This window comes from Streptomyces sp. 549, from assembly GCF_030124175.1.
Taxonomy (GTDB): Bacteria; Actinomycetota; Actinomycetes; order Streptomycetales; family Streptomycetaceae; genus Streptomyces.
In genome coordinates this window covers 52,686-74,476 of sequence record NZ_JASKMT010000026.1, presented here as the reverse complement: position 1 = coordinate 74,476, position 21,791 = coordinate 52,686, and the positions used below count along the sequence as shown (strand labels likewise).

At 71.4% G+C, this 21,791-nt stretch carries 24 protein-coding genes and 1 rRNA gene; 11 read left to right on the top strand and 14 right to left on the bottom strand.

Features of this window, described 5'->3' with window-relative positions; genetic code table 11:
* Together rrf and QNO07_RS22955 are read left to right on the top strand one after the other, a co-directional pair.
* Positions 1-75, top strand: a 5S ribosomal RNA gene (gene rrf, locus QNO07_RS22960); the annotation flags it as partial.
* A gap of 174 nt (positions 76-249) precedes the next feature.
* A complete protein-coding gene (locus tag QNO07_RS22955) occupies positions 250-765 on the top strand; it encodes a GNAT family N-acetyltransferase (RefSeq protein ID WP_283994191.1) in 516 nt (171 codons plus the stop codon).
* On the opposite strand, the gene QNO07_RS22950 is transcribed toward QNO07_RS22955, so the two are convergent.
* The 7 genes from QNO07_RS22950 to QNO07_RS22920 form a co-directional block, all read right to left on the bottom strand.
* Positions 735-2,336, bottom strand: coding sequence for a type IV secretory system conjugative DNA transfer family protein (locus tag QNO07_RS22950; protein ID WP_283994190.1), 1,602 nt, complete (start codon positions 2,334-2,336; stop codon positions 735-737). The genes QNO07_RS22955 and QNO07_RS22950 overlap by 31 nt on opposite strands.
* Positions 2,337-2,339: 3 nt before the next feature.
* Entirely contained in the window at positions 2,340-3,770 is a 1,431-nt protein-coding gene (locus QNO07_RS22945) for an ATP-binding protein (protein WP_283994189.1), read from the bottom strand.
* Between the two features lie 15 nt (positions 3,771-3,785).
* Entirely contained in the window at positions 3,786-5,324 is a 1,539-nt protein-coding gene (locus tag QNO07_RS22940; protein WP_283994187.1) for an SCO6880 family protein, read from the bottom strand.
* A complete protein-coding gene (locus QNO07_RS22935; protein ID WP_283994185.1) occupies positions 5,321-6,595 on the bottom strand; it encodes a hypothetical protein in 1,275 nt (424 codons plus the stop codon). Before QNO07_RS22935 ends, QNO07_RS22940 begins: the two co-directional genes overlap by 4 nt.
* Positions 6,585-7,403, bottom strand: a complete 819-nt coding sequence (locus tag QNO07_RS22930) for a DUF8175 domain-containg protein (protein ID WP_283994183.1) — start codon at positions 7,401-7,403, stop codon at positions 6,585-6,587. The genes QNO07_RS22935 and QNO07_RS22930 overlap by 11 nt, the downstream gene beginning before the upstream one ends.
* 216 nt (positions 7,404-7,619) lie before the next feature.
* Positions 7,620-7,829: a DUF397 domain-containing protein gene (locus QNO07_RS22925; protein ID WP_283994182.1), complete on the bottom strand. Its 210-nt coding sequence runs from the start codon at positions 7,827-7,829 to the stop codon at positions 7,620-7,622.
* Between the two features lie 11 nt (positions 7,830-7,840).
* Positions 7,841-8,722, bottom strand: a complete 882-nt coding sequence (locus tag QNO07_RS22920; RefSeq protein WP_283994181.1) for a helix-turn-helix domain-containing protein — start codon at positions 8,720-8,722, stop codon at positions 7,841-7,843.
* A gap of 301 nt (positions 8,723-9,023) precedes the next feature.
* On the opposite strand from QNO07_RS22920, the gene QNO07_RS22915 reads away from it, so the two are divergent.
* Both QNO07_RS22915 and QNO07_RS22910 read left to right on the top strand, forming a co-directional pair.
* Complete coding sequence (locus tag QNO07_RS22915; RefSeq protein WP_283994180.1) at positions 9,024-9,410, top strand: ATP-binding protein; 387 nt, start codon at positions 9,024-9,026, stop codon at positions 9,408-9,410.
* The gene (locus QNO07_RS22910; RefSeq protein WP_283994178.1) at positions 9,407-9,961 is read left to right on the top strand and encodes a PDDEXK family nuclease; all 555 of its coding nucleotides are present in this window, start codon (positions 9,407-9,409) and stop codon (positions 9,959-9,961) included. Before QNO07_RS22915 ends, QNO07_RS22910 begins: the two co-directional genes overlap by 4 nt.
* 46 nt (positions 9,962-10,007) lie before the next feature.
* Here the strand turns inward: QNO07_RS22910 and QNO07_RS22905 are convergent, their stop codons facing one another.
* Complete coding sequence (locus tag QNO07_RS22905; RefSeq protein ID WP_283994177.1) at positions 10,008-10,739, bottom strand: universal stress protein; 732 nt, start codon at positions 10,737-10,739, stop codon at positions 10,008-10,010.
* Between the two features lie 116 nt (positions 10,740-10,855).
* Positions 10,856-13,864 (bottom strand): HAD-IC family P-type ATPase, encoded by a 3,009-nt coding sequence (locus tag QNO07_RS22900; RefSeq protein ID WP_283994174.1) that lies wholly within the window; start codon positions 13,862-13,864, stop codon positions 10,856-10,858.
* A 193-nt stretch (positions 13,865-14,057) separates the two neighbouring features.
* Between QNO07_RS22900 and QNO07_RS22895 the strand changes: the two genes are divergently transcribed.
* Positions 14,058-14,567 (top strand): hypothetical protein, encoded by a 510-nt coding sequence (locus QNO07_RS22895; RefSeq protein WP_349636868.1) that lies wholly within the window; start codon positions 14,058-14,060, stop codon positions 14,565-14,567.
* Positions 14,568-14,612: 45 nt separating this feature from the next.
* Here the strand turns inward: QNO07_RS22895 and QNO07_RS27585 are convergent, their stop codons facing one another.
* The 3 genes from QNO07_RS27585 to QNO07_RS22880 form a co-directional block, all read right to left on the bottom strand.
* Entirely contained in the window at positions 14,613-14,930 is a 318-nt protein-coding gene (locus QNO07_RS27585) for a DUF397 domain-containing protein (RefSeq protein ID WP_349636867.1), read from the bottom strand.
* 124 nt (positions 14,931-15,054) lie between these two features.
* Positions 15,055-15,702, bottom strand: a complete 648-nt coding sequence (locus tag QNO07_RS22885; protein WP_283994173.1) for an O-methyltransferase — start codon at positions 15,700-15,702, stop codon at positions 15,055-15,057.
* Positions 15,703-15,742: 40 nt separating this feature from the next.
* Positions 15,743-16,051: a DUF8827 family protein gene (locus QNO07_RS22880; RefSeq protein WP_283994171.1), complete on the bottom strand. Its 309-nt coding sequence runs from the start codon at positions 16,049-16,051 to the stop codon at positions 15,743-15,745.
* A gap of 127 nt (positions 16,052-16,178) precedes the next feature.
* Between QNO07_RS22880 and QNO07_RS22875 the strand changes: the two genes are divergently transcribed.
* Positions 16,179-17,111 carry a C40 family peptidase gene (locus QNO07_RS22875; protein WP_502961910.1) on the top strand — a complete coding sequence of 311 codons (933 nt, stop codon included), beginning with the start codon at positions 16,179-16,181 and terminating at the stop codon, positions 17,109-17,111.
* Between the two features lie 186 nt (positions 17,112-17,297).
* On the top strand, positions 17,298-17,966 hold the full coding sequence (locus tag QNO07_RS22870) for a phosphatase PAP2 family protein (RefSeq protein ID WP_283994169.1): 669 nt from the start codon (positions 17,298-17,300) through the stop codon (positions 17,964-17,966).
* A gap of 30 nt (positions 17,967-17,996) precedes the next feature.
* Here the strand turns inward: QNO07_RS22870 and QNO07_RS22865 are convergent, their stop codons facing one another.
* Positions 17,997-18,182 carry a hypothetical protein gene (locus QNO07_RS22865; protein WP_283994168.1) on the bottom strand — a complete coding sequence of 62 codons (186 nt, stop codon included), beginning with the start codon at positions 18,180-18,182 and terminating at the stop codon, positions 17,997-17,999.
* Between the two features lie 101 nt (positions 18,183-18,283).
* On the opposite strand from QNO07_RS22865, the gene QNO07_RS22860 reads away from it, so the two are divergent.
* On the top strand, positions 18,284-19,084 hold the full coding sequence (locus QNO07_RS22860; protein WP_283994167.1) for an SCO4651 family lipoprotein: 801 nt from the start codon (positions 18,284-18,286) through the stop codon (positions 19,082-19,084).
* A gap of 104 nt (positions 19,085-19,188) precedes the next feature.
* Positions 19,189-19,350, top strand: a complete 162-nt coding sequence (locus tag QNO07_RS22855) for a hypothetical protein (RefSeq protein ID WP_283994166.1) — start codon at positions 19,189-19,191, stop codon at positions 19,348-19,350.
* An 84-nt stretch (positions 19,351-19,434) separates the two neighbouring features.
* Here QNO07_RS22855 and QNO07_RS22850 read toward each other — a convergent pair whose 3' ends face one another.
* The gene (locus QNO07_RS22850) at positions 19,435-19,821 is read right to left on the bottom strand and encodes a metal-sensitive transcriptional regulator (RefSeq protein WP_283994164.1); all 387 of its coding nucleotides are present in this window, start codon (positions 19,819-19,821) and stop codon (positions 19,435-19,437) included.
* Positions 19,822-20,027: 206 nt separating this feature from the next.
* On the opposite strand from QNO07_RS22850, the gene QNO07_RS22845 reads away from it, so the two are divergent.
* Complete coding sequence (locus tag QNO07_RS22845; protein WP_283994163.1) at positions 20,028-20,648, top strand: DUF47 domain-containing protein; 621 nt, start codon at positions 20,028-20,030, stop codon at positions 20,646-20,648.
* A gap of 6 nt (positions 20,649-20,654) precedes the next feature.
* Positions 20,655-21,653 carry an inorganic phosphate transporter gene (locus tag QNO07_RS22840; protein WP_283994162.1) on the top strand — a complete coding sequence of 333 codons (999 nt, stop codon included), beginning with the start codon at positions 20,655-20,657 and terminating at the stop codon, positions 21,651-21,653.
* Positions 21,654-21,791: the final 138 nt, after the last annotated feature.

Below are 21,791 nucleotides of genomic sequence, written 5' to 3'. Positions count from 1 at the left end.
AACCCGGAAGCTAAGCCTTTCAGCGCCGATGGTACTGCATGCGGGAGCGTGTGGGAGAGTAGGACGCCGCCGAACGATTATTGCGAGGAAAGCCCTGCTGGGAAACCAGCGGGGCTTTCCTGCGTTCACGGCCGGGCCCCGGGAATTCGTTCCGGGGCCCGGCCTTTTTGCGTTCCAGCCGGCACCGGAAGGAGTGTGCAGGCGGAACTCGATTGCCGCCGGGCGTCGACCCGGGGCAGGCTGAGGGGCATGCGCTACGAGGTCAGGACGGTCGGGGAGCACGAGTGGCGGCAGCTCAGGGAACTGCGGTTGGCGGCACTGGCTGACCCGGTGGCCCCGCTCGCCTTCTTCACCCCCTACGTCACGGCGGTCGGCTATTCCGACGCAGAATGGCAGCAGCGGGCCCGTGAGGGGCAGGGCAGTGATGTGGGGGCGACTTTCGTCGGTGTGGACACTTCGGCGGCAGGGGCCTGGGCCGGCATGGTCGGGGTGCGGCTGGAGGAGCAGCAGGCGCTGCTGGCCGGGGTCTACGTGCGTCCCGAGCACCGCGGGGGCCCGCTGGCGGGGCTGATGTTCGACGCGGCGGCTGAGTGGTGCTGGCAGCACACCTCACTGAAGCGGCTGGTCCTGCACGTTCACGAGGACAACGTCCGGGCCGAACGGTTCTACCTGAGCCGGGGCTTCCGGCGGACCGCAGAGCGGGAACCCGACCCGCTGGACACGAACCGCTACGCCTACCTGATGGAGCTGCTGCGTCCGTTGTGAGCGTCGTCCAACTCCGGCCACCAGGCGCGGGCTTGGTCCATGGAACGCAGGTAGGCGAAGGTGCGCACTCCGTACTCCTCACCGCGGGCCAGGAGAGCGGGCAGCCCGGCCAGCGGGGCGACCGTGGCGGGGCTGTCGAGAATGAGGGTGAGTGGTGGGTCGAGCCGACCGGAGGATGACCGTTCGGCCATGCGCCGGCCGTGCTCGACCACGTTCACTGCGAGTGCGGTCAGGAGCGGCATGGCGCCCGGCTCCCGGCGCGGGTCCTCGAGGGACTCACCCGTGAGGTAGAGCGTGCCCATCTCGCGCAGGAAAGATTCCTGCGCGAGCGTGTCATTTCGACTCGCGGTGCAGGCGTTGCGCACGTGGAGCCTGGACAAGGAGGACAGCGCCCGCCGGATCAGCTCCCAGGCCGGGTCGTGGCGGTCGGGGCGGGTGATGAGCATGGCCTCCAGTTCGCCGGCCGCGCCGGCGGCGGCCTGGCGGTCCTTGCGGAGAACGCGGACGGCTTCCCCCACCGAGGTGCCGGTGGTCCAGCGGTGCACCTGCCGGAACGGCTGCCCGCTGACGGCAGCGGCGTGCAGGCAGCAGCGGAGAACGGTCTCGGCGGCTGCGTGGGCGGTCTCGTCGGCCTTGGCAGGGCTGCGGACCGGGGAGAGCAGGGCGGCGGCGCGGGAGCGGGCGACGGCCATGTCGGCGCAGCCGCTTTCCGGAGCCCAGCGCAGGCGCGTGGGTGCCTCAGTGACGTGGTCCGGGTCGTAGAGGTGGGTGGGGCCCAGCTTGCTGCGGGCGCCGACGGTGTCACGCCACAGGGCGGTGTCGGCGGTGACGACGAGGGCGGGTCCCTCGGCGGTGCGCAGGGCGTCCGCCGGGTCGGCTGTGTGCCTCAGTCGCAGTCCTGCCCCGGGGTGGCCGTTGCCGGCTGCCTGCGGCGGGGTCAGGCCGGGCGACGGGATGAGAGCCGGGGGATGTGCGCCTGTCAGGAGGGTTGCGGTGGGGTGGTGATCGGAGGCTGGTTCCTGCGCGGCGGGTTGTTCCGTCGGGGGTTGTTGTGCCGCGGGTGGGTGCGTGGCGGACTGCTGGGCTGGGGGCGTCGGGTGGGCTGGGGGAGCCGGGTGGGGTGACGCGGGGGTGAGCGGGATCTCGTGCTGGGGCTGGGCTGCCGTGGCCTTGTGCAGGTGGTCGCGGGCGGCCCTGCGCAGGGCGCGGCGGCGGCTGAGGGAGATCGCCGTGGTCAGCGTGAGCGTGCCGAGGACCAGGAACTGGCTGACGAGCACGCCCCAGAACAGTCCTGGCCGGGGCAGCGTGGCGGCGTCGGCGGCCGGCCAGGCGGCGGCCAGGTCGCCTGGATCGGTGACCAGTGCGCGCAGCGCCAGCGGGGTGTGGGTGAAGCCCAGCCCGGACGGCCAGCTGCCGTGGGCGAGCAGCCCGGCGATTCCCGCGGCCGTCCAGGTGAGCACGGTCAGGCTCAGCAGCAGCGCGAGGCCGCCGAGCAGCAGCGAGTCCGGTACTCCGCCGCTGCGGGGGGCCGGTCTGTCGGGCGGTGCGGCGGGCGGGTGGTTGCTGGGCATGGGTCAGGCCACCGTTTCGTCCGCCGTGGCCATCTCGTCGAAGTGGACGGCGCGGGACTCCGTCTCCGACTCCAGGGCCTCGTCCATCTCCTCCAGCGCGGTGGCCTCCGGCGGGCCGTGGCGGGGGGAGGACTCCGTCATCGCCCGGTCGGTGAAGACCAGCGGGCGTTCCGTTTCGGTGATGAGGTGCTTGACGACCTGGACGTTGCCGTTGACGTCCCACACGGCGATGCCCGGGGACAGCGTCGGAATGATCTCCACGGCCCAGCGTGGCAGGCCCAGCACCTGTCCGGTGGCTCGGGCCTCGTCGGACTTCTGGGCGTAGATCGTTCTGGTCGACGCCATCTTGAGGATCGCCGCGGCCTCCTTGGCGGCGGCGCCGTCCACGACGTCCGACAGGTGGTGGACCACAGCGACGAAGGACAGGCCGAGCCGGCGTCCGAACTTCAGCAGCCGCTGGAACAGCTGGGCGACGAAGGGGCTGTTGATGATGTGCCAGGCCTCCTCGACGAGGAAGATGCGCTTTCTGCGGTCCGGCCGGATCCAGGTGTGCTCCAGCCAGACACCGACGATGGCCATCAGGATCGGCATGGCGATGGAGTTGCGGTCGATGTGGGACAGGTCGAAGACGATGAGCGGCGCGTCCAGGTCGATGCCGACGGTCGTCGGCCCGTCGAACATGCCGCGCAGGTCGCCGTCGACGAGCCGGTCCAGGACCAGCGCCACGTCCAGGCCCCAGGAGCGCACGTCCTCCAGGTCCACGTTCATCGTCGTCGCGGACTCCGGTCGCGGGTGGCGCAGGTGCTCGACGATGTCCGTCAGCACGGGCTGCCGGTCGGCGATGGTGGCGTTGACGAAGGAGTGCGCGACCTTCAGCGCGAAGCCGGCCCGCTCGTCGAGGCCGTGGCCCATCGCGACCTCGATGATGGTGCGCAGCAGCGCGAGCTGGCCGGTGGTGGTGATGGACGGGTCCAGCGGGTTGAGCCGGATGCCCTGGTTGAGGGCCGCCGACGGGTCGAGGCGGATGGGGGTGATGCCCATCTCCTCAGCGATCAGGTTCCACTCGCCGACGCCGTCCTCGCCCTGCGCGTCGAGCACCACGACCTGCCGGTCGCGGAACCTGAGCTGACGCAGCACGTAGGTCTTCTCCAGCGCCGACTTGCCGTTGCCGGACTCGCCCAGCACCAGCCAGTGCGGGGCGGGCAGCTGCTGCCCGTAGAGCTGGAACGGGTCGTAGATGTAGCCCTTGCCGCTGTAGACCTCGCGGCCGATGATGACGCCGGAGTCGCCGAGGCCGGGCGCGGCCGTCGGCAGGTACACGGCCTGCGCCTGCCCGGTGGAGGTGCGGGCGGGGAGCCGGGTGGTCTCCGTCTTGCCGAACAGGAAGCCGGTGAAGGCGTCGGTGATGGCGGTGAGCGGATCAGACGCGGCCATGGGGGGAGGGCCTCCTCATCGGCGGATTCCAGTGGCGAAGGGGAGGGTGTTCACGAACGCCCGGTGGTGCTCGCGGTCGCACCACTCCAGCTTCAGGTAGCTCTTGCCCGCCGACGCCCGGATGGTGCGCTTGTCGCGGGCCAACGCCTCGGGGTTGCGGGCGGACACCGTCAGGTAACCGACCAGGTTCACGCCGGCCGCCCCGCTGGCCAGGTCGTCGCCGCGCTGGTCGACGCGGCCGTGGGCGGCGATGTCGCGCGGGTCGATCGTGCGGTTCATCTTCGCCTGGCGGCTTGCCTCGGCCTCGTCGTTGGTCTTCTCCGTGAGCATGCGCTCGATGGCGACCTCCGTCGGTTCGAGGTCCATGCACACCGCGACCGTGCGGATGACGTCCGGGGTGTGGACGAGCAGCGGCGCGAGGAAGTTGACGCCGACCGGTGTCATCGGCCATTCCTTCACCCACGCCGTCGCGTGGCACCACGGCTCGCGGGTGCTGGACTCGCGGGTCTTGGCCTGGAGGAACGTCGGCTCGGTGGCGTCCAGTTCGGCCGGCCAGGCGTTCCGCCGGGTCATGGCCTGGATGTGGTCGATGGGGTGGTCCGGGTCGTACATGGAGTGGATCAACGACGACAGCCGGGCCTGGCCCAGGGGTTGCCGCACCCGGATGTCCGCCTCGGCCAGCCGCGCGCAGATGTCGGTCAGCTCGCGCGTCATGATGACCGCCAGGCCCTCGTCGCGGGACAGCTTCGCCCGCTTGTTGGCGCGGGCGATCGCGGTGGCCTCGGCGGCCAGCTCCCGCCCGTAGCGCATGCACGCGACCAGGTAGGCGCGGTGCTGCTCGCTGGACGTGGACACCATGGACTGCAGTTGCTCGTAGGAGTCCCGCAGCCAGGTCGCCGCCCGCTCGTCGCCGCGCTGGGCGACGTCCTTGGCGTGCGCGTCCGGGTCGGCCGGCAGGGTGCGCGCCAGCATCTGGAGCCGCACCACGTAGCCGTCGCCGTTGGCCACGTGCTTGAGCAGCGTGCCGAACCGGTCGACTAGGGCTTCCTGGTCCTCGCTGTCCCGCAGGCCCACGCCGGGGCCCTCGATCTCGATGGCCGCCGTGACCGTGCGGCGGTCGGCGTGCAGCAGGACGGCGATCTCGTCCGGGCCGAACGGCGCGGAGATCCAGTTGATGCGGCCGACACCGGGCGGCGGCCCGATCTCGACCTCCTGGCCGTCCAGGCCGACTCCGGCCTCGGGCGCGGCGGAACGGTAGGTGGCGCCTTTGCGGCGCAGTCTGCGGAAGGAGCGCTTGATCTCGAACCACCGGTAGAACGTGCGGCCGTCGTAGGGCACGTAGACGGCTGCGAGGGCCAACAGGGGAAAACCGACGAGCAGCACGATGCGCAGCGACAGCATGGGGACCAGCAGGCCGCTCATCATGCCGAAGAAGGCGCCGACGACGATCAGCGCGATCTCGCCGGTCTCGCGGTTCTTGCCGACGATGGCGTTCGGCCGGGCGCGGCCGATCGTGTAGGTGCGGCGTGGCGCCAGGTGGGTGGGTGTCGTCACCTGCGGTCACCTCCGGTGCGGTTGCCCGTGCTGCCGGGAGCCTGGCGCTGCGGGGGAGGCCCGGCGGCCGTACCGGTCCGGCTGCCGTGGGCGGCGACGCCGCCGGCCACCGGGTTGGGCTGCCGGGCGGAGTTGCCGCCGCCGCTGTCCCCGCCGCCCCGGCTGCTGTGGGTGTTGATGCCCTGCCGCAGCATCGCGGCGGGAGTGGATATGGCGGCCACCGCCTTGCGCGAGGCGGGGTCGGCGGTGGCGTTGCGGTGCCGCACGATGTCGTCGCCGAAGCCCGGCACGAAGCGGTAGATCATGGCCGAGGCGAAGATCGCCAGCAGGATGATGGCCAGCCCGGAGACGATCGCGGAGAAGGCGTTCGGCCCCTCGTCGGTGGCCAGCGCGCCCGCGAGGCCGAGCACGATGACGATGACCGGCTTCACCAGGATGACGGCGATCATGATGCCCGCCCAGCGCCGCACGTGCGACCACATGTTCTTGTCGACCAGGCCGGAGTAGACGACCACGCCCAGCAGGGCGCCGACGTAGAGCAGCGCGGCACGGATGACCAGTTCGAGCCAGAGCACGCCGGCGGCGAGCACCGACACGAGCGACACCACGATAAGCATGATCGGGCCGCCGCCGATGTCCTCGCCCTTCTCCAACGCCTCGGCGAACGAGCCGAAGAACTTGTCGGTCTGCGAGCCGGTGCCGGCGGCGAGGATGTCGGTGACGGCGTCCGTCGCGGAGACCAGGGTGTAGAGGATCAGCGGAGTGAAGGCCGACGCCAGCACCACGAGCCACAGGAAGCCGACCGCCTCCGACAGCGCGGTCGTCAACGGCACACCGCGGACGGCCCGCTTGGCCACGGCGAGCAGCCACAGGACGAGGGTGAGGATGGTCGACGCGGCGAAGACGACGGCGTACTGGCGGAGGAACGCGGCGTTGGTGAAGTCGACCTCGGCGGTCTGGGCGACGGCCTCGGAGAGCTTGCCGACGATCCAGGCCGCCGCCTCGGCGCACCCCTTGGCGAGCGACGACAGCGGGTCGAGCGTCTGCAGCGCCTCGGACGTACCACCGCCCCCCGTCCCGCCCCCGGAAGCCCCGCCGCCTTCGCAGTACTCGCGGGCGGGGCCGACGATGAGATCGCAGTCCGTGGTGGGTGAGGGGGAGGGCAACGGGGAAGGAGCCGCTACCGCCCGGGTGCCGACGGCGATACTGGCGAACTGTCCTGCTGCGGCAAGCGCCGCGACTCCTAGTACGCGGGGTCGGCTACCGGGCATAGGTGAACCCTCCGAATCCTTCGACCGCTTCCGCGATGTCGTCCGCGCTGGATGCCCTCAGGTCACCGTTCACGGGGGCCGGGCCTGCTTCCTGCGCGAAGCTCTCGACCTTCCAGTCCCCGTCCGCCCATGCCAGTTTCAGCTTCATCGTGAACCAGTCGGTCGTCACGGGGGTGGTGGACTCCTGACCCGCCAGTCCGTAGACACCCGTGCACCACACTTCGAGGTCTGTGGAGGTTGAGCTGTAGGACACGACCTTCGTCCCGACCGGAACGGTGCGCGAGACGTAAGTAGATCCGGCCGGTGCGGTTCCGTCCTCTCGGAGGCCGAGCTTGTCGAGAAAGGCAGCGGAGTACGCTTCGTCCATTCTCGCCCGCATGTCGTCGACCTTGCCGGGCACGAAGACCCTCTGCACGATCTCGGGGCGGGCGCCGGGCTGGATGATCTCGGCAGACACCAGCGCCACCGCGTAGTTGGCGGCGGCGCTCTGGGCGCCCTGTTCGGTGCGGGCGAAGCCGCTGGGGATGCCGGTGCCGCCCTCGACGGGGGCGACTCCGGTGGGTGCGGTCGGCTGCGTCTGGTCGGGGGCCTTGCCGTCGGCGTTGTTCCCGCCGCCGCCCCGGGTGGCGAACGCGAGGGCGGCGATCAGCAGGACGACCACGCCGACGACGGTGAGCAGGGTCTTGCCCGGCCGGACCACGGGCGGTCTGGCTGCGGTCTCGCTCTCGGGCAGGCGGGTCCGCGTGCCGCGGCGACCGGAGTCCGCGTAGTCACGCTCGTCGCCGTAGCCGTCGCCGCCGATGCTCATGTTGCACGTGCCCCCTCAGCCCTTCGCCGCCAACCACCGCTGCCCATTGTCCCCTCAACCGAAGGTAACGCCGACGCCCGTCTCACGGGCGGAGTGTGACGATGTGAAAGCAAAGTGAGACGACTACCCGGTCACGGCGTCCGTCCTCCTGCCCGTGGCGCGGCTGGGTAGCCGTTCGTCCATATGCTCGCCGCAGTGCGCCGGGGGTACGCGGGCTCAGGCGAGGTGGTCGAGGGCGCCTGCTTTGATGCTGGTCAGCAGGGTGGTGACGGCTGGTTGGCTGGGGTGGAGGGTCTGGGTGGGGTGCTCGCTCTCGCGCATGTGCAGCTCCCCGTCGGAGTCTCTGGCCAGCTCAACGCAGCTGGTGTTGCCATCCGCGCTGCTGAACGACGATTTCTGCCAGTCAACTTCGGGCTTGTCGGTCATGTGCATCTTCCTCACAGGATGTACAGCAGGTGGTGCAAAAGGCTAAGCGAATCGCGCTGAGAGGGGTACTGCCGTTCAGCTGCAGGGCTGAGGGCGGGCAGGGCGAGGCCGACCAACTGCTCGAACATCGCGGAGTATCGAGCCTGGTCGGACGTCTCAGACAGGAAGTCCGAGCGAGAGTCGTGTTCCAGGAGCACCGTGTGCAACTCGGGATCAGTCGAGCCGAAGAGCGTGAAGGGGTTACCCACGGCAGGAAGGGGGCCCGACCGGAACGGAACGATCTGGACCCGGATGTTCGGCAGGCGGGTGACCTCGATCAGGTGCGTCAACTGGCGTCGCAGGATGGGTTCCTCCACGTAGCGCATGTGCAGCGCTGCCTCGTGGATGACCACGTGGTAGCTCGGTGCCGACGGGCTGGTCAGTAGTTCCTGCCGCCGTGTCCGGAACCGGCGGAACGGGGTGGAGGCCGCCGGGGCTGGGCTCGCGGGATGCATGAGGGCGCCGATGTATTCAGGGGTCTGCAGCAGGCCGGGAATGTGCAGGGGCTCGAAGGCGCGGATCGCTCGTGACATCGATTCGAGTTCCGCGAGATCGCGCGCCCGGTCTGCGACTACATGCCGGAACTCGTGCCACCAGCCTTTGCCCGTTGCCCGGTGCATCGCGAGTAGCCCATCCACATACGTTTCACGTGTGCACCCGTAGAGGTCCAACAGCTTGAGCATCTTGGCTTCGGGGATGGCCGTACGACCGCCTTCGATGTGTCGGAGGTGCGGCCCTCCAAGATCGACGTGGCGACCGGCCTCCTCGGCGTGCAGTCCGGCTCTCTCTCGGCATTTACGCAGTTCGAAGCCGATCCTGCGCTGCCGTTGGCTCGGGTTGGTGCGAAGTCCCATGGCCCTCTGGTAGCAAGTCGGCGGCATGGGTGTGCGAGGTTCGCCATAGTCGTCACTCTTATGAGTCATGAGAGGCCTTCTGGTTGCACGTGGCAAACCTTCTGGCTCTAGTGTCCTTCCCGTACCTCCAGGAGACGTCCGCGTAAGACGGAAGCGCACCGCCTCGCCGTGTCGGCGATGGGCGGCATGGCCACCGCTGCTGAGCCCGTCGCCCTCGTGTCCGGACCGACCACCCCGACCCCGCAGGGAGTCCGCCATGTGCCGTGTTCCGCTTGCCCCGCCTTCCCCGGAGGCGGCATTCGTGCTCAGTTTCCCGCCCGACCCGGTGTGGGTGCGCACCTGTCGGGAGACGGTTCGCGCATCCGTGCTGGCCCACAAGCGGCCGGAGCTGACGGATCTGGCCGTACTGCTCACCTCGGAGGCGGCGGGCAACGCGATCACCGCATGCGTCACCGCCGGTTGCGGACGGGCCGTCACGTTGCGCGGCGAGTGGCCGTCGGCGGACCGCTTGGAGGTGCACGTGCACGACGAGGCGCCCGGTCTGCCGGTCGGGCGCCGGCCGGACATGGACGCCGAGCGGGGGCGCGGCCTTCTGCTGATCGCCCGTCTCGCCACGCGTCACGGCGTCTGCCGGGAGGCGTCCGGTCCGGGCAAGTCGCTGTGGTTCCAGGTGGGTGGTTCGCGGTGAGCCGGTGGCCGGAACGGCGAACGGTCCGGCTCGACCGGTCCGGAGTGCTGCGGGCCGTGGACGTGCTGCGCCGCACGACCGGGCTGCGGGTGGAGATCGCCGGCCTTGCCCGGCCTCGGCCCGGTCGCTGCGTCGGCATCCTGCGGGACCTGGAGTTCGCGTTCGCCGAGAGTCTGCCGTGGGGCCGTGTGGCGCTGCACGGAGTCTCCATCCGGATGGCCGAGTATGCGGGGGAGGCGGACGGCTGGCTGAGTCCGGACCTGGCCGTGTGTCCGCGCGGCTTCCTGGTGGAGGAGTCCACGCTGCTGCGTCCACAGGATGTGGATATCGCGGTGCAGGTGACGGACGCCCCCGCGCCGCTCGGGCGGTATGCGGGGGCGGGGGTTCCTGCGGTGGTGCTGGTCGATCCGGTGCGGTGCCGCTGGGCCGTGTATACGCACCCGGGCGGCGGCTCCTACCGGGAGCGGGACGCCGGGGCGTTCGGGGACGTGATGGTGTTGCCCGTTCCGTTCGGGCTGAGGGTGCGCACCGATCGGTGGCGGCCCGGGTGAGGGGCCGGTGGGTGCCGCCACCGGGGTGGGCGAGGTGTCGGACGCCTCACCCGTGGGAGCGACCGACAGCGTTGTGGGCGGCAGCGTCGCGGGTGACAGCGTTGCGACCGGCAGCGTTGCGGTCGGCGGTGCCCTGGTCGGCGGGGGTGCGGTCCTGGGCGGTGCGGCTGCCCGCGACGAGCACGGGGACGCCGCCGTCCGCCACCAGAGCGCGGGAGACGCTGCCCAGCAGGCGCTTGGAAACCCCGCGCCCCAGCGCGCCCACCACTATCAGGTCGATGTCCTGCTCCTCGGCGAACCGCCGCAGGGTCTCGGCGGGCGGTCCGACCAGCACCTCGCAGTCCATCGCGCACTCTCCGCGCCGCGCGGCTGCGGCGTCGAGCCGTTCCTGCGCCTTGGCGACGCGCAGCCGCCCGTCGGGACGCCCGCTCGCGTCCAGCTCCGCCGCGTCGTAGTCGACGACCTCCGCGACGACCAGGGTGTCGGCGTGCGGGCCGAGCAGGCTGATCGCGAGGTCCAGCGCGGAGTGCGAGGCCGCGGACCCGTCCAGACCGACGAGTACCCGCATGCGTCCGGGACGGCCCTCGCCGGTCCGGGTGAGGGAGAGCATCTCCGGTCGCCGCTGCACCCGTTCGGTCGCGGCTACGGCCATGGCAGGACCGAACAGGATGCACATGGCGAGCCAGCCGGGGTCCCGGTGGCCGCGCCGGGCCATCCACAGTGCGGTGGCCAGGCCGATGGCCACCCAGGCGGCGATGATGATCACTGCTGCCGGCATGTCTGCCAGCTCCCTTCGTCCTGCTGGTGTCACCGGAGCGGTGTGTTCAGCGTGTGCGGTGCGTCGACGTGTGCGACGTGCGTCGATGTGTGCGACGTGTTCGGCGTGTGGGGTGTTCAGTGCGTGGGGCGGTGCGTCCGTGCGGAGCCGGTGCGGGCGGCCAGCCGGTTTCGCAGGGCCTTGTCGGCGGCGACGACCAGTGACGCCAGGCAGGCGATCGCAAGGATCGACAGCCAGGTGGAGGCGTCCAGGGGCGCGGTGTGGAACAGCCGGTTCATGGCCGGCAGGTAGGTGATCGCGAGCTGGCCGGCGAGTTGCACGAGCACTCCGCCGACGATCCAGCGGTTGCTGAACACCCCGATCCGCCACATCGACCTGGTCAGCGAGCGGCAGCTGAAGAGGTAGAAGAGCTGGACGATGACGAACACGTTCATGGCCGCCGTGCGGGCTTCGGCGAGGTCCGCGCCACCGGCGAGCTGCCGTTCGAACAGCCACCACGCGCCGCTGACGAGCAGGGTGGACACCAGCAGGATGCGCAGCAGCACCTCACCGGTGAGCAGCGGACGGGCGGGGTCGCGCGGCGCCCGCCGCATGATGCCCTCCTCCTTCGGCTCGAACGCGAGCATCAGGCCGAGTGCCACCGCGGTCGTCATGTTGATCCACAGCACCTGTGTGGGCAGGATCGGGAGGACCGTGCCGAAGAGGATGGCGACCAGGATGACCAGGCCCTGGCCCATGCTGGTCGGCAGGGTCCAGACGATGAACTTGGTCAGGTTGTCGAAGACGCCGCGGCCCTCCTCGACGGCCGCCTCGATGCTGGCGAAGTCGTCGTCGGTGAGCACCATGTCGGCCGCGTCCTTGGCCACCTCGGTGCCGTTGTGGCCCATCGCGATACCGATGTCCGCCTGCCGCAGCGCGGGCGCGTCGTTGACGCCGTCCCCGGTCATCGCGACGACGTGGCCGTCTGCCTGGAGGGCCTCGACGAGCCGCAGCTTCTGCTCGGGGGAGACGCGGGCGAAGACGGTCGCGCGGGTGACGGCCTCCCGGTGGGACTCGGCGGGCAGCGCCGCGAGTTCGGCGCCGGTGAGCACGCGACCCTCCGCACCCGGCGCGCCCTCGCTGCCGGCCCTGCCCTCCGCACCCGGCGAGCCCTCGCTGCCGGTGCCGCCCCCCGTGCCGGTGCCGCCCCCCGTGCCGGTGCCGCCCCCCGTGCCGGTGGGCGGGCCGTCGAACAGTCCGATGCGTTCGGCGATGGCGGTGGCGGTCGCCGCGTGGTCTCCCGTGATCATCTTCACCGAGACACCGGCGGTGTGGCAGGCCCGCACGGCGTCGGCGGCTGCGTCGCGCGGCGGGTCGAGCATCGCCTGGAGGCCGGCGAGGACCATCGTCGCCGGCAGCTCCTCGTGGTCGAACCGGCGCGGGTCGGCCTGCGGCAGGACGGCTGTGGCCAGGACGCGCAGCCCCTGGCCCGCCAGCGCCTCGGCGGCGGCCAGCGCCGCCGCGCGGTCCAGGGGCCGGACCCCGCCGTCGGCCGCGAACTGACCGGAGCACAGGTCCAGTACCCGTTCCACCGCGCCCTTGACGAGCACCACGTGCCCGCCGGACGCACGCTCGCGGTGCAGGGTGGCCATGTACTGGCGCTCCGAGCTGAACGGGACGCTCGCCACGCGGGGCAGGTCGGCGTCCAGTCGCTCCCGGCCGAGCCCGGCCTTGGCGGCGGCGACCAGCATCGCGCCCTCGGTGGGGTCGCCGGCCAGGCTCCACTCGCCGTCGATCCGGCTCAGCGCCGCGTCGTTGCAGCAGGCGCCCGCCACCAGGTTCCAGCGCACCGCCGTGTCCCCGGCGAGCGGCCCCGGGCAGTCCAGCCCGGCGTCCGCGGTGACGGCGTCCCCGGCGTCCCCGGTCTCCCCAGCGTCTCCAGAGACCGTGTCGGCCCCGGCGTGACCAGCGCCAGCGGTGGCGGCGGCGGGTCGCGCCGCCGTGCCGGTGGCGGTGAACGCGTCCGGTACGTCGTGGAGTTCGCCGTCGGGGGCGTAGCCGGAACCGGTGACCGACAGGGTGCGGCCGGGCGTCCACAGCGCCCGTACCGTCATCTCGTTGCGGGTCAGGGTGCCGGTCTTGTCGGAGCAGATGACCGTGGTGCTGCCGAGGGTCTCCACCGCCGGCAGGCGCCGGATCACCGCGCGGCGGCGGGCCATCCGGCCCACGCCGATCGCCAGCGTGATGGTGACGGCCGCCGGCAGGCCCTCGGGGATCGCGGCGACGGCCAGCGCGATGGCCGCGGTGAACGTCTCGACGGCGTCCTGTCCGCGTGCCATCCCGATGCCGAAGGTCAGTGCGGCCAGGGCCAGGATCGCCACCGTCAGCACCTTGCTGAACCGGGTCAGCTTGCGCGTGAGCGGGGTCGCCAGGGTCTGGGCCGCGCCCACCAGCCGGTGGATCTCGCCCAGTTCGGTGCCCGCGCCGGTGGCGACGACGGTGCCGGCGCCGGTTCCGGCGGTGACGAGCGTGCCCGAGTAGACCATGTTGTGCCGGTCGGCGACGGGTGTCGCGTCCGGCAGCGCCGTCTCGTCCTTGACGACGGGAGCGGACTCCCCGGTCAGCGCCGACTCGTCCACCCGCAGCTCGGACAGCCTGATCAGGCGCAGGTCGGCGGGGATCTTGTCGCCCGCCTCGACCAGCACCAGGTCGCCGGGGACGACGTGCTCCGACCCCAGCGTGAGTTCGCGGCCGTCGCGCACCACGCGGGCGGTGGTGCGGCCCATGGAACGCAGGCTGTCGAGCGCCGCCTCGGCTTTCGACTCCTGGAGGAATCCGACCACGGCGTTGATCACCACGACGCCGAAGATGACTGCCGAGTCGACGTACTCGCCCAGCGCGGCCGTGATCACACCGGCTGCGATCAGGATGTAGATCAGCGGGTGGTGGAACTGGAGGAGGACCCGCATCAGGACCCCGCGGCCCGCTGTGGCGGGCAGCACGTTGGGCCCGTAGGTCTCCAGCCGCCGCGCCGCCTCGTCCGCACGCAGGCCGCGTTCCGGGTCGGTCTCCAGGAGCAGGACGACCTCGTGCGAGGGCAGCCCGTGGTGGGTGCGGGACGCGGACGAAAGAACCGGTGGGGCCATGTCTCGACGGTAGGGAGAGCGGGCGCGCGGCCACGAGGGCCGTGCGGCCCTGCCTGCCCGGCAACCGGCCCTCTCCGCGTCGCCACCCGGCCCCCGGAGCCGGTCCGCGCGCCCGAACTGCCGGGTTCGGCGGCTCGGGGCCGTATTCTCGGAGAGGGGACACGGGCGAGGTGTGCCGGGGAGGTGCCGGGCGATGGGCTTCTGGATCGTGGTCTGCGTGCTCTTCCTGCTGTGCGGGGGCGGCGCCTGGCTGGTCGAGAACGTGCGCGAGGCGCTGCGGACCCGTCACGAACGCCGGATGGCCCTCATCCGGGCCGAGGAGCACCGCGTGCGGGAGCTGGCCGAGGCGAACCGGCCTCCGGCCCCGCCCGAGCCGGTGTGCGGGTGCGGCCACCACCTGGCGCTGCACGACAAGCAGGGTGCCTGCCACGCGCTTGTGGAGGTGCCGACGGGCTGGGACGCCGACCACCGGCCGCTGGCCTTCGAACCGGGGCTGTGCCGATGCCAGCAGTACGTCGGGCCGCAACCGCTGTCGCAGGTCTGGGCGGACGCGCTGACGGACCGCGAAGCGGGCGGGCCCCACGTCCTCCCGCCCGCCCGTGAGCTGCCACCCGCCCGTGAGGCCGACCAGGGCGGTGGCGAGGGCGACGCCGGTGGTGATGACGACGAGGACGGCGGCCGGCTCCGCAAGCGTCCGGACTGACGCCCGCCGCCCGGCGGTGCGACGCCGCCGGGCCTGCCGCGGCTCCTACTCCCGCTGCGGCTGCTCCCCCTCGTGCTCCCCGTGCTCCCCGGAGGCGGCCCCTGCCCCGTGGCCGGTGGCGGCCCATGCCCCGCCGCCGGTGGCGGATTCGACATCCTCACCGGTGACGAAGTGGTCGAACTCGTTGTTGCGCACGCCCAGGACGAACGCGCGCCACTTGGCGCGGGTGGTGGTGACGACGTGCTCGGGGTTGTCGGTCTGCCGCAGGTGCACCAGGCCGCCCTCGCCGCCGGCGACTTCGATGCACTCCTGCGCGGGGTCGTCCGAGGTCCGGATCCAGGTCAGCGCGTCCCAGTTGCTCATGGCGGCACTGTAGGGCCCGCCCGCAGGCGGCGGGAGACGGCCCCGGCCGCCGTGCAAGGGGCCCCGGCCGCGGTCCGGGGGCGCGGTCCCAGACGCGGGCGCCCCGGGGACGTCCGCTGCCGGGTCAGCGCTTGCGGACGACGGTGACGCCGTCGCGCAGCGGCAGCAGCACCGAGGTGACCCGGGGGTCGGCGGCGATGGTGTCGTTGACCGCCCGGATCGCGGTGACCGACGGGTCCGTCGCGGCCGGGTCGACGACCCGGCCGGCCTGGAGCACGTTGTCGAGCGCGATGACGCCGCCCGGCCGCAGGCGGCGGACCAGTTCCTCGTAGTAGTCCGGGTAGCCGGTCTTGTCGGCGTCGACGAACGCGAAGTCGATCACCTCGTCCGTCGGCAGCGCGCGCAGGGTGTCCAGCGCGGGGGCGATGCGCAGGTCGATCGACCCGGCCACGCCCGCGCGCTCCCAGTAGCGCCGTGCGATGCCCGTCCACTCCTCGCTGACGTCGCAGGCGACGAGTTGTCCGCCGGGGGCCAGGCCGCGGGCGATGCACAGGGCGGAGTAGCCGGTGAACGTGCCGACCTCGACCGCCAGTTCGGCTCCGGTGAGCTGCACGAGCAGGGTCAGGAACGCGCCCTCGTCCTGGGTGATCTGCATGGACGTGTGCTGCGGCAGCAGCCGCCTGGTCTCCTCGGCGAGGTCGCGCAGCACGTCGTCCGCGGGCGTGCAGTGGTCGAGGAGGTACGCGTCGAGCTGGGGATTGACGATGTGCACGGACGCTCCGGGAGTCGGACGGGCCAGCGAGGGTTGTCCCTCAGATGGCCATACCGTAGACGATCGTGAACAGCGTCCCCAGGGAGCCGATGATGAACACGCCGGTCAGGCCGGCCACGATCAGCCCCTTGCCCTGCTCGGCGCTGAAGGTGTCGCGCAGGGCCGTGGCGCCGATGCGCTGCTTGGCGGCGCCCCAGATCGCGATGCCGAGGCAGAGCAGGATCGCCACGGCCATCACCACCTCGATCATGACGCGTGCTTCGGTGCCCAGGGTGCCGAACGGGCCCCAGTCAGGCGCGATTCCGCCGATGATGGTCGTGATGTCGCCTTCGCCGGCTGCCAGAACCATGTGAACCCACCGCCCCAGGTGTGTGATCGGGTCGACTCATAATGCGCAAGCCTTCTTGGATTCTGCCACGAGATGCGATGGTTGAGGGGTGCGGAAGGCTTGGGTGGCCGTTGGAGTCGGCCTCGGGATGGTGTTGTGCTTCATGGGCCTGCTGGTGGTGGGCACCTACAGCGCCGCGGCCAACCTCGGCGCGGGCGGGGGCCGTTCGGTAGCCCTCGCCAAGAACGCGGTGCCCGCGCAGTACGAGGCGTTGGTGCAGAGGTGGGGCGGCCTCTGCGACGCCATCAACCCCGCGCTGCTGGCGGCGCAGTTGTACCAGGAGAGCGGCTGGAACCCCAACGCCCAGTCGCCCGCGGAGGCGCAGGGCATCGCGCAGTTCATCCCCGGCACGTGGGCGGCGCACGGCATGGACGCCAACGGCGACGGCAAGGCCGACGTGTGGGACCCGGAGGACGCCATCCCGTCCGCCGCCTCCTACGACTGCAAGCTGGCCGGCTACGTCAAGGACGTGCCGGGCGACCCGACCGCCAACATGCTCGCCGCCTACAACGCCGGTGCGTACGCGGTCATCAAGTACGGCGGGGTGCCGCCGTACAAGGAGACGCAGAACTACGTCAAGGTCATCCGAACGATGGAGCAGAGCTTCGCCGCGCCCGAGGGCCGCGTCTCACCGACCCGGCAGGCCGCGGGGGCGATCCACTACGCGCAGGAGAAACTCGGCACGCCCTACCTGTGGGGTGGCAACGGCACACCCGAGCAGGGCGGGCGGTTCGACTGCTCGGGCCTGACGAAGGCCGCGTACGAGTCGGTGGGCATCACGCTGCCCCGGGTGGCGAACGACCAGTGGAACACCGGCCCGCACCCCTCCCGTGGCGAACTGCTCCCCGGTGACCTGGTGTTCTTCGCGCACGACCTCAAGGACTCCCGGTCCATCCACCACGTCGGTATCTACGTGGGCGGCGGCTACATGATCGATGCCCCCTACACGGGCGCCGTCATCCGCTTCGATCCGATCGACAGCGCCGACTACTTCGGGGCCACCCGGCCGACCGCTGGGTGAGTCGTCACCTACTCTGGGTGAGGCGGGGGCCTTGAGCTGCGAAGACGGTCACTCTTCGATAACGTCGGGGTGATCTTTCGGTAGCGAGCGGAACGCCGGGGGACTCTTGGAACGTTCTCATGCGGAGAACGGGCATTCGCTTCCACGGGGGTCGGCAGCGCGTACAGACGAAGGGGCCGCATCACCATGGCTGGATGGCAGAACCCCGATGTCGACCTCCTCCACCGGGTGAACGGGCTCTCCGCCCACACACCCGAATGGGTCGACTCGGCGCTCGGCTTCAGCAGCGAGTACGGCGTGATCCTCGGCATCATGCTGCTCGGCCTGTGGGCCTGGTGGACGGCCCGCAGGCGGCCGGACGCCCCCGTGGCCGTGGCCGGGCTGCTGTGGGCGCCGCTGGCGGCCTCCGTCGCCTACCTCGCCAACTACCCGATCCGTGAACTCGTCGCGCGACCAAGGCCGTTCGTCACCCATGACGGCCTCAACGTGCTGGTGCCCGACAAGACCGGCTTCTCGTTCGTCAGCGACCACACCACGCTCGTGACGGCCATCGCCGTCGGCATCTTCCTGGTCAACCGGCGGCTGGGCACGCTGGCGGTACTGCTCGCGGTGTTCCAGGGCTTCGGCCGCGTCTACGCCGGAGTGCACTACCCCACCGACGTCATCGGCGGACTCGCCCTGGGGACCGCGGTCCCGCTGCTGCTCGCCCCGCTCGCCCTGGCGCTGCTGACGCCGCTCACCCGGGCGATCGCGCTCTCACCGCACGCCGGCCGCCTGGTGCAGGTCCCGGAGGCCAGGCCCGCGGAGGACCTGCCGGCCACCGCCCCCCGCTCCGACCGCGACCTCGCCGCCTGAAGGCCGCCGCCGACCTGAACGGCCTCACCCTCAGAGGACGTCCAGGGCCGGCGGGCCGGTGGCGCGGTGGCCCTGGGCGTCCGTCCTGGCCCTCTCCCGCGCCCGGCGGGCGGGTCCTCGCCACCCGCACGAGCAGTGCGCGCTCACGAAGGAGCCGCGTTCCTCGGTGGTCGTGAGATGCCCGCTCGGGTCCGGCGGGTCGTCCTGGTCGGGCACCGCTCCACGGTACCGGGGCGTGACGGTCGTCCCGCCGACTCGTTAGACGGGACGGTTCACGCAACTGTCCGGTACGGGGGTCGACTGCGGTGAGAAGGCGGATGGGAGCGCTCGCGGCGCTGGCCGCGGTCGCGCTGACGGCCACCGGCCTCGCCGGCTGCTCCGGGCGCGGGGCCGTCGCGGGCGAGGGTCAGCCGATCGACCCGGTGGCGGACGTGCGCCGGGTCGCGGACGTGCTGGCCGGTGCGGGCACGTCCCGGGCCCGCACGGCCATGCGGATGGCCAGCGGAGGCACGGTGCTGACCATTCGCGGCGAGGGCGGCTTCGACTACCGCCGGCGCATCGGCCGCATCACCGTGACGCTGCCCGACCAGGACCGCGGCCCGGTGACGGAGGTGGTCGTGCCCGGCACGCTCTACATGAAGAACCGCGGTGACGGGGTCCCCGCGGACAAGTGGGTGCGGGTGGACACCACGACGCTGTCCGACGGCAACCTCGTCACGCACGGCGTGACCGACCCGATCAGCGCCGCGGAGCTGCTGCGCGGCGCAGGCGGCGTGACCTACGTCGGCCGGTCGCAGATCGACGGGGAGACGGTCCACCGCTACCGGGGCACCTCGGACCTGACGCTCGCGGCGGAGACGGCGTCCGAGGGGTCGCGGCAGCAGCTCGAAGCCGCCGCGAAGGGGTTCTCCACGACGGCTGTCCCGTTCGACGCCTTTCTCGACGGGCAGGGGCGCCTTCGCAAGGTCCGGCACGCGTTCGTGTTCAGCAACGCCGCCGGGGAGGGCGTGCAGGTGGACTCGGTCACCGCGCTGCACGGCTTCGGCACCGCAGTCGACGTGGAGGCCCCGGCGCCGGGTGACATCTACACCGGGACGGTCGCCGACCCGGGCCAATAGTCCGTATGTGCCATGCGCGGGCGGCGCCCCCTCCCTACCCTGGAGGTCGGGGCGGGGGACCGTGGACGACGGCACGGCAATGGGAGTGCGAGGAGGTGGCGAGGATGCCTGCGGAACCTGCGGTGCAGGACCGGGAAGCCCTCGCCGAGATCGAGCTCTACGGTGAGCTGATCATCGCGGCGGCGGCTGAGCCGGACGAACGGCTGAGCGACGATCGGATCGACGAGGTGCTGCGCGCGTCCGGGTCGAGGGCCCCGGAACGCTGACCCGGCCGCACGCGAGCCGGTTCGGCGCTGCCCGCGGCCCCGCCGAGGGGCGCGCGGGCAGGTCTCCGTGCGCGCGGGCGCGGGTCAGGTGCGCAGCAGGCGGGCGATCGCGGCGGTGGCCTCGGCCACCTTGGCGTCGATCTCCTCGCCGCCCTCGGTGGCGGCGGCGGCCACGCAGTGCCGCAGGTGCTCCTCCAGCAGCTGGAGGGCGAAGGACTGCAGTGCCTTGGTCGAGGCGGATACCTGGGTGAGCACGTCGATGCAGTAGACGTCCTCCTCCACCATGCGCTGGAGGCCCCGCACCTGGCCCTCGATCCGGCGGAGCCGCTTCAGGTGCGCGTCCTTCTCCTTGGCGTAGCCGTGCGGGCCGGCGGGGGCGTCCGACCGGTGCCCGGCGAGGGGCGCCCGGTGCCCGGTGGCTGAAATGTGCGGGTCGGTCGGCTGGCGGGCTTCCGGATCGGTCGTCGGCATGCGGGCTCCCGAAGGGTGAAGCGTCAGGTGGATATACCCCTAGCCGGTATAGGTTACCCAATATTGACCCGTGCTGGGCAGTGTTCCTCAGCCCCGGTGCCACCGGGGCGGTCGCATGGGTGACACTGGGGGACGCCGGTTCGCTGTGGCCGGATGATGCACTTAGCATCAACCAGACTGACGCCGATGCACCCCGAGGAAACCCCGTGCGCTTTCGTCTGACCCCGCGGGAGACGAGCTTCTACGACATGTTCGCCGCTTCCGCGGACAACATCGTCACCGGCTCCAAGCTCCTGATGGAACTGCTCGGGGCGGACGTCTCCGGACGTGCCGAGATCGCCGAGCGGATGCGCGCAGCGGAGCACGCGGGGGACGACGCGACCCACGCCATCTTCCACCAGCTGAACTCCTCGTTCATCACGCCGTTCGACCGCGAGGACATCTACCGGCTGGCGTCATTGCTGGACGACATCATGGACTTCATGGAGGAGGCCGTCGACCTGGTCGTGCTGTACCAGGTGGACGTCCTTCCCAAGGGCGTCGAGCAGCAGATCGAGGTGCTGGCACGGGCGGCCGAGCTGACCGCCGAGGCGATGCCGAACCTGCGCACGATGGACCACCTCACCGAGTACTGGATCGAGGTGAACCGCCTGGAGAACCAGGCGGACCAGATCCACCGCAAGCTCCTCGCGCACCTCTTCAGCGGCAAGTTCGACGCCATCGAGGTGCTGAAGCTGAAGCAGATCGTGGACGTGCTGGAAGAGGCCGCCGACGCGTTCGAGCACGTCGCCAACACGGTGGAGACCATCGTGGTCAAGGAGTCCTGAACCGACGTGGACACCTTTGCACTCGTCGTGGTCATCGGCGTTGCGCTCTTCTTCACCTACACCAACGGGTTCCACGACTCGGCGAACGCCATCGCGACGTCGATCTCGACCCGGGCGCTGACCCCGCGGGTGGCGCTGGTGATGGCCGCGGTGATGAACATGGCCGGCGCGTTCATGGGCAGCGGCATCGCCAAGACGGTCAGCGAGGGGCTGATCGCCACGCCCACCGGCAGACAGGGGATGATCATCCTGTTCGCCGCGTTGGTCGGCGCGATCACCTGGAACGTGATCACCTGGTACTTCGGCCTGCCCTCGTCCTCCTCGCACGCCCTGTTCGGCGGCATGGTGGGCGCGGCGCTGGCCGGCTCCAGCACGGTCTACTGGGGTGGGGTGCTGCAGAAGATCGTCATCCCGATGTTCATCTCGCCGATCGTCGGCCTGCTGCTGGGCTACCTGGTGATGACGGGCATCATGTGGCTGTTCCGCCGGTCGAACCCGCACCGGGCGCAGCGCGGCTTCCGTATCGCGCAGACGGTCTCGGCGGCGGGCATGGCGCTGGGCCACGGCCTCCAGGACGCCCAGAAGACGATGGGCATCGTGGTGATGGCGCTGGTCATCGGCGGGGTCGAGGAGGAGGGCGACGCCATCCCGGTCTGGGTGAAGATCGCCTGCGCGCTGATGCTCTCAGCCGGTACCTACGCGGGCGGCTGGCGCATCATGCGCACGCTGGGCCGCCGCATCATCGAGCTGGACCCGCCGCAGGGCTTCGCCGCCGAGACCACCGCCGCCTCGGTGATGTACACGACCGCGTTCATGTTCCACGCCCCCATCTCCACCACGCACGTGATCACCTCGGCGATCATGGGCGTGGGCGCGACCCGGCGGGTCAAGGCGGTGCGCTGGGGCGTCGCCAAGAACATCGTCGCGGGCTGGTTCATCACCATGCCGGCTGCGGCCAGCGTGGCAGCGCTGAGTTTCTGGGTGGTGAACCTCGCCTTCGGCTGAGTGGCCGGCCGGCCAACGGCCGGAAGCCGGCGGCACGGGTAAGGGCCCGCCCCTTTCGGGGCGGGCCCTTCGTCGTGCGGTGGCACCGCCATGCAGCACCGCAGACGCTGCGGGGGCGGACCGGGCGGGTGACCGGGG

What these genes read in the sequence shown, in the direction of transcription:
- QNO07_RS22950 (WP_283994190.1), bottom strand. Translation starts at nt 2,336, where the DNA reads ATGCCCAGCAACCACCCGCCCGCCGCACCGCCCGACAGACCGGCCCCC.
- QNO07_RS22930 (WP_283994183.1), bottom strand. Translation starts at nt 7,403, where the DNA reads ATGAGCATCGGCGGCGACGGCTACGGCGACGAGCGTGACTACGCGGAC.
- QNO07_RS22925 (WP_283994182.1), bottom strand. Translation starts at nt 7,829, where the DNA reads ATGACCGACAAGCCCGAAGTTGACTGGCAGAAATCGTCGTTCAGCAGC.
- QNO07_RS22870 (WP_283994169.1), top strand. Translation starts at nt 17,298, where the DNA reads ATGGCTGGATGGCAGAACCCCGATGTCGACCTCCTCCACCGGGTGAAC.
- QNO07_RS27585 (WP_349636867.1), bottom strand. Translation starts at nt 14,930, where the DNA reads ATGAGCAACTGGGACGCGCTGACCTGGATCCGGACCTCGGACGACCCC.
- QNO07_RS22875 (WP_502961910.1), top strand. Translation starts at nt 16,179, where the DNA reads ATGGTGTTGTGCTTCATGGGCCTGCTGGTGGTGGGCACCTACAGCGCC.
- QNO07_RS22895 (WP_349636868.1), top strand. Translation starts at nt 14,058, where the DNA reads ATGGGCTTCTGGATCGTGGTCTGCGTGCTCTTCCTGCTGTGCGGGGGC.
- QNO07_RS22955 (WP_283994191.1), top strand. Translation starts at nt 250, where the DNA reads ATGCGCTACGAGGTCAGGACGGTCGGGGAGCACGAGTGGCGGCAGCTC.
- QNO07_RS22850 (WP_283994164.1), bottom strand. Translation starts at nt 19,821, where the DNA reads ATGCCGACGACCGATCCGGAAGCCCGCCAGCCGACCGACCCGCACATT.
- QNO07_RS22855 (WP_283994166.1), top strand. Translation starts at nt 19,189, where the DNA reads ATGCCTGCGGAACCTGCGGTGCAGGACCGGGAAGCCCTCGCCGAGATC.
- QNO07_RS22945 (WP_283994189.1), bottom strand. Translation starts at nt 3,770, where the DNA reads ATGGCCGCGTCTGATCCGCTCACCGCCATCACCGACGCCTTCACCGGC.
- QNO07_RS22860 (WP_283994167.1), top strand. Translation starts at nt 18,284, where the DNA reads ATGGGAGCGCTCGCGGCGCTGGCCGCGGTCGCGCTGACGGCCACCGGC.
- QNO07_RS22920 (WP_283994181.1), bottom strand. Translation starts at nt 8,722, where the DNA reads ATGGGACTTCGCACCAACCCGAGCCAACGGCAGCGCAGGATCGGCTTC.
- QNO07_RS22880 (WP_283994171.1), bottom strand. Translation starts at nt 16,051, where the DNA reads ATGGTTCTGGCAGCCGGCGAAGGCGACATCACGACCATCATCGGCGGA.
- QNO07_RS22935 (WP_283994185.1), bottom strand. Translation starts at nt 6,595, where the DNA reads ATGCCCGGTAGCCGACCCCGCGTACTAGGAGTCGCGGCGCTTGCCGCA.
- QNO07_RS22900 (WP_283994174.1), bottom strand. Translation starts at nt 13,864, where the DNA reads ATGGCCCCACCGGTTCTTTCGTCCGCGTCCCGCACCCACCACGGGCTG.
- QNO07_RS22905 (WP_283994177.1), bottom strand. Translation starts at nt 10,739, where the DNA reads ATGCCGGCAGCAGTGATCATCATCGCCGCCTGGGTGGCCATCGGCCTG.